Genomic DNA, 11,655 nt, shown 5'->3' on the forward strand with positions numbered 1-11,655 from the left:
AATGAGCATAGCCATTCATCCGGCAGTGGATTCAGGCTTTCGAGCGACTGACGCTGCCTTTGCCGGTGGGACGCTGGTGTGCAAATGCACGAGCAATCCGGTCAAGGTCAGGATCAAGGGCGATATCGCCCACAATCACGCCTGCGGCTGCACCAAGTGCTGGAAGCCCGAGGGTGCGGCCTTTTCGGTCGTGGCGGTTGCGCCGACTGAGAGCGTCGAAGTGCTCGAGAACGGCAACAAGCTCGCCGTCGTCGATGCCTCGGCCCTGATCCAGCGGCATGCCTGCAAGGAATGCGGCGTGCATATGTACGGGCCGGTCGAGCGCGAACACCCGTTCCAGGGATTGTCTTTCGTCCATCCGGAACGCTTCCAGGAAAGCGGCTGGGCGAAGCCCGGTTTTGCGGCCTTCGTGTCGTCGATCATCGAAAGCGGTTTCGATCCCGCCAAGATGGACGCCGTCAGAGCGCAGCTGAAGGCATCCGGGATCGAGCCGTACGATTGCCTCAATCCCGCCCTGATGGATTATATCGCCACCTGGACCGCCAAGAAGAGCGGCGTTCTCGCCTCTTGACGAGATCGACAAAGGCGCCGCGCCTGCGATGGCGCGGAGCTCTTTCGCCCTGCACCCACGATACCGGACGGCTTGCCCTCCAGCCATGGCTGCGATCTGTTTGATCTTATGGGCGGGCTGGAAGTCTTATCCGTGTTCAACAAGCCAACATCAGCGCTATCACGACTGTTTTTCGGTCTGCTGAAACGTAGAACATTCACAACATGATAATCGGCTACACATCGTGCGGCTCCGGAACGAGGCCCAGCTTTCCAACGCCTTACCAAGCCGGCTGGATTTCATATCCTCTAATGGTTAAGTGAGATTCGTGGTCGATACAACGCACTGCTGCAGGAGCGGTCGCTTTCTAAAACAGGGGTCGTTGCCATGACCGGAGCAGGCCAACGACCCGGAAGCGTCCCGGCGGACGATCAACCCTTTGAAAGACTGCCTGACCGCGGAATGAGCGAACCATTGGAGAGAAACGTGACCAAAACCCCACGCCGCCCAGTCAATGCGCTTGATGCCGCGGAAGCCTTGTTCAAGCCCGCCAAAAAGGTCGCCGCCGCACCACCCGTCGCGCGGCCGGCGCTGCCGAACGTCAAGGAGCAGGTCACCCTGAAGCTCGACAGCGACGTGCTCGTCTATTTTCAGGAGGATGGCCCGGGCTGGCAAGACCGCATCAATGATGTGCTCCGAGCCGCCATGAGGAACGATCGCTAAGCCGTCATACGGCCGCTGCTTGCATCTTTTGTTTTAAGGATTTCCAGTTCCGGCCGCAGTACGATTGCGGCGGCGCGACGTCCTCATTGGAAATACACTGAGACGACTGCGGAGGTTTCGAGACGATCGCGGCGGAACCATAGCCCCGGATCTTAAGGCGAAGGTGGCGCTTGCCGCCGTCAGGGGTGAACAGCGCTATTATCCCAGCAGTTCGACGGACAAGCCAATCAGATTAAGCAGTGGAAAGACAAGCTCCTTGAGGGAGCGACAGGCGTTTTCGGCGATGACGCCAAAGCCGATGGCCAGGGTGCACGGCGCGACAACGTCTTCGTCGAGCGGCTCTGGCGTTCGATCAAATACGGATAGGATTCTTTTGCACTGAGCATGAGCATACGAGGAACTGTCTTTCAGTGAAACAGCGAAAGAGCATACTCGGCTCGGCTCCCTGCGAGAGTGGCGAGGGCGGCTCAGGGAGGGGCGCGACCGGCGAGACTAGTGCTGGCCAGTTAGCGAGGAGGAGAGAGGAAGAGGAGGGAAGGGAAAAGCTGTGACGGATTGACAGGATTGGAGAGAGGCTCCAGCCGGTCCGTCATGGAGAAATGACATGGCCAAAGCCATTCAGAAAATCACCCTCAACCGATCGGAAGACATCGCTTTCGACAAGCTCGTGCTCTCGCAGAAAAACGTCCGCAACATCAAGACGGGAGTGTCGATTGAAGATCTTGCTGAGGATATCGCCCGTCGCAAACTCCTCCAGAGCCTGAGCGTCCGCCCGGTTCTCGCTGAGGCCGGAGAGGAGACCGGCACCTACGAAGTTCCCGCCGGCGGCCGGCGCTATCGGGCACTCGAACTGCTCGTGAAGCAGAAGCGCATGGCGAAGGATGAGCCAATCCCGTGCGTCGTCAAGCGAGGCGACGAGACATCGGCCGAAGAAGACTCCCTTGCCGAAAACGTCCAGCGCGTCAGCCTGCATCCGCTTGATCAGTTCCGCGCCTTCCAGACGCTGCGGGAACAGGGACTCGATGAGGAAGAGATCGCCGCGCGGTTCTTCGTCTCGGTCGCCACGGTGAGGCAGCGCCTGCGGCTTGCGTCCGTCTCGCCGCGGCTTCTCGATCTCTACACTGAAGACGAAATGAAGCTCGAGCAGATCATGGCGTTCTCGATCACCAACGATCATGTCCGCCAGGAGCAGGTCTGGGATACGATCTCGCGGTCGCACAGCCGCGAGCCATATTATATTCGCCGCCTGCTGACCGAAACCGCGATCCGCGCCAGTGACCGCCGCGCCGTCTATGTCGGCGTCAATGTGTATGAAGCTGCCGGCGGCGTGGTGATGCGCGATCTGTTCGAGCAGGATCAGGGTGGATGGCTGCAGGATCCGGCGCTGCTTGAGCAGCTCGCGCTCGAAAAACTCAAGGCCAACGCCGATGCGATCCAGGAGGCCGAGGGATGGAAATGGATCGAGGCCGCTTTCGATTTTCCCTACGGGCACACGTCCGGGCTTCGTCGCTTCTATGGCGCACAGGCCGAGATGACCGAGGAGGAACTCGCCCGTTACGATGCCACACGGGCCGAGTACGACACGCTCGATGCGGACTATGCCACGGCGAGCGAATATTCCGAGGCGACGGAACAGAAGCTCGAGGAACTCGGCACCGAGATCGACCGGCTCAATGATCGACCCTATGTCTTCGCCGCCGAGGACGTTGCTCGCGGCGGCGTCTTTGTTTCGCTGGGCGCCGGCGGCGAGCTCAAGATCGAACGGGGATTCGTGCGGCCCGAAGATGAGCAAAACGTAGACGCCGACATCTCCGATACTGACGGTGGCGGTAGTGTCGATCTCGACGGCCGTTCATCGGTCACCTACGAAACGGTTGCTGGCGGCCATCAATCGGAGGACGAGGATGAGGCGGTCAAGCCGCTCCCCGATCGCCTGGTTCTTGATCTGACGGCCGTGCGGACTGTTGCCCTCCGCAATGCGCTCGCCAACGATCCGGCCATGGCCTTCATTGCCGTGCTGCATGCCTTCGTGCTGAAGACCTTCTATTTCCACGGTTCGGACTCATGCCTGGAGATAACGTTGCAGAACGCGAAGTTCAGCCAAACGGACGGGCTGGGCGACACGGTATGGGCAAAGGAAATCGACCAGCGGCAAGAGGCCTGGGGTCAGGATCTTCCCAAAGATCCGAATGATCTCTGGGCGTTTCTGATCGTTCTCGACGATGTGAGCCGCCAAGCGTTGTTCGCCCATTGCGCCTCGCTGTCGGTCAATGCGGTGATCGAGCCCTGGAACAAGCGGACCCGGGCGATCGCGCACGCCGATCAACTGGCCCTATCAATTGGCTTTGGGATGGTCGAAGCCGGATGGACGCCAACGGCTGACAACTACCTCGGCCGCGTCACCAAGGCCCGCATCCTGCAGGCGGTCCGGGAGGCAAAGGGCGACCAGTCGGCGGAACTGATCGGCCATCTCAAGAAGGCCGACATGGCCCGCGAGGCAGAGCGGCTGATGAGCGGCATTGGCTGGTTGCCGGAACCGCTTCGGCTTGTCACAGACAGCGCCTCGCTCAAGCAGCCGACTGACGAAACCGGCGAGATTGCCGATGGCGGGATAGTCGAGACACCGGCTCCCGATCTCCCGGCCTTCCTGATCGACGATGCGGATGATGCCTCCGCGCCGACTGACGAGGTCGACGAACGCCAGCATCTCGACGCGGCCGAATAATCCCGTTTCATGAAACTCAACCGAAGGCCTGGCTCCGAAAGGAGGCCGGGCCGCATCCGTTTTCAGGAGAGTTCAATGCCCGATTTTACGATCGAAACCACCTATCACTTGCCGGTTTTCCGGCATCGCACCTATGCCGCCGAGACGCTGGAGGCGGCTTGCCGCGCAGCAATCTACGACGACAACTGGGAGATGGCCGAGAATAACCACCATTCCTCCCGCGGGGTCCATGTCACCGGCGCCTGGGAAGGAGCGCACACTGCTTATATCGGCCCGTCGATCCCGGTACCGTCGCAGTTCGAGGACACACTCGATCGTCGGACGCGCCATTTCGAGATCCTGCTCGGCCTGCTGAAGATCTTTTTCGACGATGCCCATGCGGACCGGGAGCCGTCACTCGACTGGCTTAATCGTTCAGCTTGGGAGATTGCGCGAGGAGAAGCCATTCTCGCGGGAGGTCCGGATCCTGATGAGCCTGCCGACCCGCCGAGGCCTGTCCACGTTCTCGCCCGGCTGCAGGAAGACCGGGTTCGCGAGGCCATCACCGCTATTTTCGAGGTCGATCACAGTTTCGGTGGGCTTTCGACCGAGGCGGTGAGCGATGACGAGATCCATGAGGCGTGCGTCTCGATAGCGACGACGACGGACTTTTCTGATGTCGTCAGCAACGCGGAATTTCGGACGGCTCTGACGGCGATCTGGGCAGCGCACCATCGTCTCCATCGAGAATGATCCTTTCCAATCCTTCATATCCTTCAACCAGCCCGGCCAATGAGCCGGGCTCTTGCTTTTCAGGAGATAGTCCAATGAACACTCTCAGCACCAACGCCAGGCCCACGGCTTCCGGCTTCAAAGTCGATATTTCCCGCGGCGAACGGATCGGCCGCGTTTCGTCGGAATGGTTTTCGCGCCCCGACGACGAACGGTTTCTGTCGCTGATCGATCTCTATGAGACCGTCCGGTCCCGGGCCGATCACGCCCATGCGCGAACGATCGAGAGCGCAGCAATCCGCGTCGAGGCCACCCGCGATAATGCCGAGCGGCTCGAACTCCTCGTTCCCGGCCAACGCCAGCCGATCGCGCCGACCCATTGGAGCTACGGTCAGCTCTGCAGCCTGGTCGGCGCTCCCGCCACCTATATGCGCCAGCTGCCGGCGCCGCTTGCCGCCATCAACCTCCAGCATGGCCTGCTCAATCACCGTGCCGAGCTCGTGAAAACGCTCGAGATGGACGATGGCCGGCTTGAACTTAGGGCCGTCACCGGCCCGGAATACGGTCGCATCTGGGACCATGAACTGGTCTCAGCGGTGATGAGGATCGCCGGCAATGGCACCGGCGATACGATGTGGAAGGTGCCTGGCGTTCTCGACTGGACGACGATGACGCACAATCCATTCGTCGATATCACCAAGGACACGACGACGCTCTATGCCAGCGACCGCGATGTCTTCCTCTTCCTGGTCGACGACACCCATCCGATCGAAGCCGGACGGCTGCCCAACGGTGAACCGGATCTTTATTTCCGCGGCTTTTACGCCTGGAATTCGGAGGTCGGATCGAAGACGCTAGGCATCGCCTCCTTCTATCTCCGCGCCGTCTGCGCCAATCGCAATCTTTGGGGCACGGAAAACTTCCAGGAGATCACCATTCGACACTCGAAGTTCGCCGCTCAGCGTTTTGCGCACGAGGCAGCGCCGGCGCTGACGAGCTTTGCGAACTCTTCCCCGGCACCATTCGTGGCCGGCATCAAGGCAGCGCGCGAGCGCATTGTCGCCCGCAAGGACGAGGATCGCGAGACCTTCCTGCGCCGGCGCGGCTTCTCGAAGGGCGAAACCGGGAAGGTGATCGAAATGGTCTTGTCGGAAGAAGGTCGGCCGCCAGAATCGATCTTCGACTTCGTGCAGGGGATCACGGCGCTGGCACGCAGCAAGACCAACCAGGACACCCGCCTCGAGCTGGAGGGGAAGGCCAAGAAGCTGCTTGAAAGTGCTGTCTGATCAAGCCTGAACCCGTCTCATCACGATGCCGTCGGCCCGTCCGAACCGGCCGGCGGCACCGTCATTTCCAAAAACCGCCAAAAGGAACGCACGGGCGGGGGCAGTCGGTTCCGCCTCCCTGGCGGCCGCTATGCTGAGGCTCCTGCGGCTGCCCTTATTCCGCCCTTAGCGTGGCGAGAATTCCCGAAATCCGCCTCCCGGCGCCGCTATGCTGATTTCTCCGATACTCTTCATTGTCTGATTGGAACCCGCCTTGCGGGCGGGTTGCCCGATCGTCCCTGATAGCTGCCGGCAGTCACGCGATCAGGACTGGCAGATGATTCGCCACCGCCTCATCAAAAGTCGAAAATCAGTCAGTTTAACCCTGCGCCCTCGCTGGCGCGGAAGGAACTTAACTTGTTCAGCAGCTCCTGGGAGATCTCGAACTGCCGTGCTGTTCCTCGGCCCATGGAGTTCTTCCCCATCGTCTCCAGCAGCATTCCTCGCTTCACCAAAAGATCGACCGTCTCCTTGACGCCAGTTCGCGTCAGCTCGGTAATTTCAATTATATTAGAGAGGGTTAGCTTCTGATGGGCCTGGGTCATCGTGTAGAGGATCGTCATCATGCCGATCTGCTTCAGCCGCGCCTGCGGCGTCTCGTCCTCCAGCGGATGATCAAGGATCTCATGGAGAATGAGCCCGGAGAACGCAAGGTTGTGCCACTGAGTTTTAATCGCGCTTGTCATGTAATTTAACTGTGTTATATACGGTAGTATGAGCGGGCAGGCAAATTGGGTCTCCCGGAACGCAATAGGGCGCCGTCGTCTCGAAGGATCCTGTTCATGAAAAGCCTTCTCCTGAATTCACTGCTTGCGGTCTGCTTGGTAGCGCCACTCTATCTTATTTCCGGCAGTAAAGCGCGGGCCGAAGATTGGGGATGCCAGGTTATCCTATGCCTTTCCAATCCTGGCGGGCCGACGCAGTATGCCGAATGCCGGCCGCCGATCCAGAAACTGTGGCGGGAGCTTGCCGAGGGGCATTCGTTCCCGACCTGCAGCGGCGTCGGGTTTCAGAGTTCGCGGCCGGGATATGAGCCATATTATTGCGATGCCGGGTACAAGCTGACGAGCGACGAGGGTCCCGGCGGGCGGCAGGCGACTTGCGTTTCGACATCGCCGCAGCCGGTGAGCAACAGCCTATGCTGGAATGGCGACGACTACACTTCCCGCGACAATTCGGTCCTGTCGCCACATTGGCAGCGCGTCGACGGGCGCCGTCGATGCATGGGCTATCCGATAACGCGCCCGAATGTGCGATCGCAACCGCATTATGTCGACGTCACCATCGACGGCGCCGGTAAACAGCGCGTCTGGTACTGACCGATGGGTGCTGCTTTCGTCGATATCGCGCAAAACTGCGCGCCGATGGTGGAGGTGGAGACGCTGGCTAGCATTGTCAGCCTCGAGAGCCGGTTTCAACCGTTTGCCATTCGCATCAACAGCGGCCCGCCACTTGCCGCCCAACCGGCATCGAAGGCGGAGGCGATCGAGGTTGCCACGTCTCTGATTGCCGATCACCAGGATATCCAGATCGGCCTTGGCGGTATCGCGATCGAGCAGCTTCAGAAGCTCAAGCTATCCGTCGCGGACGCCTTCGATCCCTGCCTGAACCTCAAGGCCACAGCCACGCTTCTCGACGGATATTATCGCGTCGCTTTGCGCGCGGGGGATGATCCGCCTCAGGCCGAGACGGTGATGTTCCAGTCCTACTATGGCCGTGATGATCCATCCCTTGGCGCCATGGTCAAATATGACGAGCAGGTGCGCCGGGAAACAAAGCGGCTATCGCCGATGCTTGCCTCACTCACCATCGGCGAGCCCGATAGCCGGGCCGGGCCGGCCGAGCTGCAGCAAGATGAGGCGCCGCCGGAGCTTGCGAAGCAATCCTCCCAAACCGCAGAGGCCGCATCCTGGGACGTGTTCAGCTCCCGGGGGCAATCCTCGGTTCTCGTTTTCCAGAATGATCGATCGGAGCAAAGTGAATGATCTCCAAAACCAGTCTTCGTCCCCTTGCCGCATCCACGCTCATGGCGGCCGCCATCATCGTCTGCATGGTCGAACCGGCCTTCGCCCAGGCCGCCGGCATCGAAACCGTGCTGCAGAACATCGTCGACATGCTGACGGGCAATATCGCTCGTCTGCTGGCGGTGATCGCCGTCATCATCATCTGCATCGCCTGGATTCCAGGGCGGCGAGGCGCCCTCGGATGCGATCGTGATCACCCTCCTATCGAGGGCGTCCGAGTTCATGGCTCCGATAAGAAGAAAACAAATGGCAATAGTGGCAGTTCGTTTCATGACAACAGTCCTTCCTTCATTGAGTTTGACCGATTTATGGCTAGTGCTCCCATCCCCGACATCGGGCAGAGGTTAAGATGGCCTGGTGGTCAGGAACGGGTTCGGCCGGCGCTCTCTCGAACTACCAGTGGCGTTCGTTGGTTTGTTTGAGCGCTCCCAGTGCGCCTCCAGGATCAGGAATATTCGGTTAATTATGAGGGTGAGCAACAGATAGAGAGAGCCCGCAACAATAAAGACCTCGTATGGGGCGAATGTCTCCGACACCAACTGTCGTGCGATGCCCGTGATCTCCAGCAAGGTGATCGTGCTTGCCAACGAACTTGCCTTCAGCATACCGATGACCTCGTTCACGTAGGCCGGCAGAGCGATGCGGATGGCCAGGGGAAAAACGATCAACCGCATCACGTGGAGCCGTGACAGGCCAAGAGCTTTGGCCGCCTCGATCTGCCCCAGAGGGACTGTCTGAATTCCGCCGCGCAGAACCTCCGTGGTGTGAGCGGCGCTGTTCAAGGTGAAGGCAATGAATGCGCACCAGAAGGGTTCGCGCATCACCGCCCAGAGAAAGCTTTGGCGGACAAAAGGAAGCTGACCAATGCCGTAGTAGATCAGGAAAAGCTGCACCAACAGCGGCGTGCCGCGAAAGGCATAGGTATAGGCCAGCACCGGCGCAAAAGCCCAAGGGTTTGGTGACGCACGCAGGAACGCCAGCGGAACCGACATAACAAACCCGGCCGCAAGCGAAGCAAATGTCAGCGCTAAAGTCAGGGCGAGGCCACGGGGAAGGGTAAGCAGCGCTTCCAGCGCAATAGCAATGTTCATCGCTTCAACCTTTTCGCAAAGGGGATCGCGTAGTGACGCTCGATGAGCTTGAAAGAGAGCAAGGAAAGGCTGGTGAGCGTGAGATAGATCGCCGATGCCGCGAGGTAGAAGGGAAGGGGCGCGCGCAAGGAGCCTGCGCCTACATAGGCGACGCGCATGACGTCCGTCAGACCCACGACGGAGATCAAGGACGTATCCTTTATCAAGGAGATGCATAGATTGCAGAAGGCTGGCAAGGCTATCGGGACCATCTGCGGGATAATGACCAGAAGCCAGATCTGCCACTGCGGCAGTCCGAGCGACATCGCGGCTTCGCTCTGGCCCGGCGCAATCGCATTGATCGCGCCACGAAATATTTCCGCCGCGTAGGCGCTGAAGACGATGGTCAATGCCGTCACGCCGGCTGCGAACGCGTTAATCTCGACGTAGCCGCCAAAAACTGCGCTCAATAACGCTGTTCCGCCGAAATACATGAGCAGGATGATCAGGAGTTCGGGAACACCTCGGATAATCGCGGTATAAGCTTGCAGGCTGGCTGCAATGATTTTTCGGCGCGAATTTCTGAGGATCGCGATAAGCAGTCCTAATCCCGTTCCCAGCACGCAGCTCAAGACAAACACCAAAATCGTGTTCTTCAGACCGTAGAGGAGCTGATCTATGAATTCGTACACCTCGTGCCTCCTGCGTATCTTGCACAATTGCCATTTCCTGCGGTTAATACGCAAATTTCTAATTATGTAATTAGAATATCTCCAGATTAGCGAATGTTTGTATTTGAATAACCTAGGGTAATTGCTTCATATGTGCGAAAATAAACTTTGCTTTTTCGCGGTCAATTTATAAAGTAAGTGAAGTTTTGATAAGCAGGGCTTATAGAGCTGGCTGCGGTGCCGGCATAAGTCGAGGTGCTCGTATCGTGAATATTGACGGTTCAGGAGTTCGGCTCCGGCAGCTTCAGATCTTGCGGGAGGTCCTGCGTGCAGGCTCGGAGAGGCTTGCAGCGCGGGCGTTGCGGATAACACAGCCGGCGGTCAGCCAGAACATCAAGCAGTTGGAGGATACGATCGGCTTCGCGCTCTTCCGCCGCGAAAACAACAGATTGATTCCCACCGACAAAGCATGGGAGTTGCTGCGCACGATCGATGCTGCCTTCATCGGGTTCGATCGAATAGGGCCGTCAATCGAATTTCTGAAAAACAATGATACGCGGGTGATCGGAATTGCGGCGCCGAGTGCTTTCTCGTTTGGAACTTTGCCGCTCGTTGTTAAAAAAATCCGCGAGAAAAGCAGCTCTTATACGGTGAAGGTCAAATCGGGCACTTATCAGCAGATCGCTGACCACGTGCTGAACGGCCGTGCGGATTTCGGCATTTCTCGCTTGCCTCTCGACGATCGCATCTATGATTGGATACCGATCGGGGCAGCCACCAATGTCTGTCTCTTTCCGCCAAATCACCGATTTGCAACGCTGCAGATTGTCACGGCGGAGGACCTAGCCGGTGAGGCCATTATCGACATCGATCCGCAGTTTGCTTCTCACCAAATGAGCGTCAACGCACTTCGATATATTGGAACCACGCCCCAGATCGTCGTCGAATATGACGCTAACGGTCATGACGTCGGCTATGTCATGGCGGGAATTGGTGTCTCTGTTACAAATGAGATTATCGCGAGGGAGTATGCTCGTCTCGGTGCCGAATTCCGACCGTTCGAGCCGGGTGCGATCTACCATTACGTGGTTTTTTGGCAAAAGGACCTCCAATTGCGTGAGGGGCTTCGCTACGCCATCGAGCAGGTCGTTGCGGCCTACTCCTAGAAGCCCAATTCAATCGGAATCTGCGTGTACCCGCCACGAACGGACTTGCGGCACGCTTTCGATAAGCATTACTTATCGGAAGTGAGACGTCGCCTAATGCATCATAGGCGGTGAGGAATGTTAACTCTTCTCTAGAGTTCCTTTAGCAAATCATTTACCATGATTTCAATGGCTTACGATTTCGTAAAAATCAGCATGAGCGCCTTGATGCGCCCCGCTTTCGATGCCGGCGTCGCTCTGACGCGTCTCGACGAACGGATCGCTCGTTCGCTGGTCGGCGCGGGGTGGATCGAACGCCAGAGTTTCGCCGATGCCTGCGCCTCGCTGTGGATCGACGGCGAACTCGTCCATCTCGAAGACCTCGTCCTGCACGATGCCACCCGCGATATCCGCACGCCGACCCACGAACTGACCATCGCCCGCGACGTGCTGCGCACCCGCCGGCGCATTGCTGGGCAGTCGCCGGATTGGACTTTGTCCGCAGAGGGTATCCGAACTTTGCGGAAAACAGCGGAGATCACGCCGGTCGGGGCTGATGAGGCGGAGGCGGTCGGCGCCATCGTTCCCGCCGGTGCGATCGATAGAGAAGGGAAGGGTGTTGATTTCCACTGAGAGCTGACCCGGCGCAGCTAGATATTTCCATTGAGAATTGACCCATGTTTCAACCGTCCCTCGCATGTTTTCAGCGGG

Annotated in this window: 11 protein-coding genes and 3 pseudogenes; 11 read left to right on the forward strand and 3 right to left on the reverse strand. The window is 58.8% G+C overall.

Features of this window, described 5'->3' with window-relative positions; all coding sequences use genetic code 11:
* Position 1 precedes the first annotated feature (1 nt).
* The 6 genes and pseudogenes from gfa (at position 2) to FHX14_RS29235 (ending at position 5,995) form a co-directional block, all read left to right on the forward strand.
* Entirely contained in the window at positions 2-571 is a 570-nt protein-coding gene (gene gfa, locus FHX14_RS29210) for an S-(hydroxymethyl)glutathione synthase (protein ID WP_184380454.1), read from the forward strand.
* A gap of 465 nt (positions 572-1,036) precedes the next feature.
* Positions 1,037-1,273 (forward strand): BrnA antitoxin family protein, encoded by a 237-nt coding sequence (locus tag FHX14_RS29215; RefSeq protein ID WP_003592402.1) that lies wholly within the window; start codon positions 1,037-1,039, stop codon positions 1,271-1,273.
* Between the two features lie 63 nt (positions 1,274-1,336).
* Positions 1,337-1,570 (forward strand): annotated as a pseudogene (locus tag FHX14_RS29220) (hypothetical protein); the annotation flags it as partial.
* Positions 1,571-1,877: 307 nt separating this feature from the next.
* Positions 1,878-3,998: a ParB/RepB/Spo0J family partition protein gene (locus tag FHX14_RS29225; protein ID WP_184380456.1), complete on the forward strand. Its 2,121-nt coding sequence runs from the start codon at positions 1,878-1,880 to the stop codon at positions 3,996-3,998.
* A gap of 75 nt (positions 3,999-4,073) precedes the next feature.
* Positions 4,074-4,730 carry a hypothetical protein gene (locus tag FHX14_RS29230; protein WP_184380458.1) on the forward strand — a complete coding sequence of 219 codons (657 nt, stop codon included), beginning with the start codon at positions 4,074-4,076 and terminating at the stop codon, positions 4,728-4,730.
* A gap of 74 nt (positions 4,731-4,804) precedes the next feature.
* Entirely contained in the window at positions 4,805-5,995 is a 1,191-nt protein-coding gene (locus tag FHX14_RS29235; protein ID WP_184380460.1) for a DUF932 domain-containing protein, read from the forward strand.
* 353 nt (positions 5,996-6,348) lie between these two features.
* On the opposite strand, the gene FHX14_RS29240 is transcribed toward FHX14_RS29235, so the two are convergent.
* Positions 6,349-6,720 (reverse strand): MarR family transcriptional regulator, encoded by a 372-nt coding sequence (locus FHX14_RS29240; RefSeq protein ID WP_184380462.1) that lies wholly within the window; start codon positions 6,718-6,720, stop codon positions 6,349-6,351.
* A gap of 96 nt (positions 6,721-6,816) precedes the next feature.
* Here FHX14_RS29240 and FHX14_RS29245 point away from each other — a divergent pair, with 96 nt between their 5' ends.
* The 3 genes and pseudogenes from FHX14_RS29245 to FHX14_RS29255 all read left to right on the forward strand — a co-directional run.
* Positions 6,817-7,353, forward strand: coding sequence for a hypothetical protein (locus FHX14_RS29245; protein ID WP_184380464.1), 537 nt, complete (start codon positions 6,817-6,819; stop codon positions 7,351-7,353).
* A gap of 3 nt (positions 7,354-7,356) precedes the next feature.
* Positions 7,357-8,019, forward strand: a complete 663-nt coding sequence (locus tag FHX14_RS29250; protein ID WP_184380466.1) for a lytic transglycosylase domain-containing protein — start codon at positions 7,357-7,359, stop codon at positions 8,017-8,019.
* A pseudogene (locus FHX14_RS29255) lies at positions 8,016-8,216 on the forward strand (TrbC/VirB2 family protein); the annotation flags it as partial. The gene FHX14_RS29250 and the pseudogene FHX14_RS29255, both read left to right, overlap by 4 nt.
* A gap of 186 nt (positions 8,217-8,402) precedes the next feature.
* On the opposite strand, the gene FHX14_RS29260 reads toward FHX14_RS29255, so the two are convergent.
* Complete coding sequence (locus tag FHX14_RS29260; RefSeq protein ID WP_184380468.1) at positions 8,403-9,149, reverse strand: ABC transporter permease; 747 nt, start codon at positions 9,147-9,149, stop codon at positions 8,403-8,405.
* On the reverse strand, positions 9,146-9,820 hold the full coding sequence (locus FHX14_RS29265; protein ID WP_012555872.1) for an ABC transporter permease subunit: 675 nt from the start codon (positions 9,818-9,820) through the stop codon (positions 9,146-9,148). The genes FHX14_RS29260 and FHX14_RS29265 overlap by 4 nt, the downstream gene beginning before the upstream one ends.
* Before the next feature lie 245 nt (positions 9,821-10,065).
* Between FHX14_RS29265 and FHX14_RS29270 the strand changes: the two genes are divergently transcribed.
* Together FHX14_RS29270 and FHX14_RS29275 are read left to right on the forward strand one after the other, a co-directional pair.
* A complete protein-coding gene (locus tag FHX14_RS29270; protein ID WP_012555873.1) occupies positions 10,066-10,965 on the forward strand; it encodes a LysR family transcriptional regulator in 900 nt (299 codons plus the stop codon).
* A gap of 159 nt (positions 10,966-11,124) precedes the next feature.
* Positions 11,125-11,568, forward strand: a pseudogene (locus tag FHX14_RS29275) (hypothetical protein); the annotation flags it as partial.
* Positions 11,569-11,655: the final 87 nt, after the last annotated feature.

Source organism: Rhizobium sp. BK619 (assembly GCF_014195245.1).
Taxonomy (GTDB): Bacteria; Pseudomonadota; Alphaproteobacteria; order Rhizobiales; family Rhizobiaceae; genus Rhizobium; species Rhizobium acidisoli.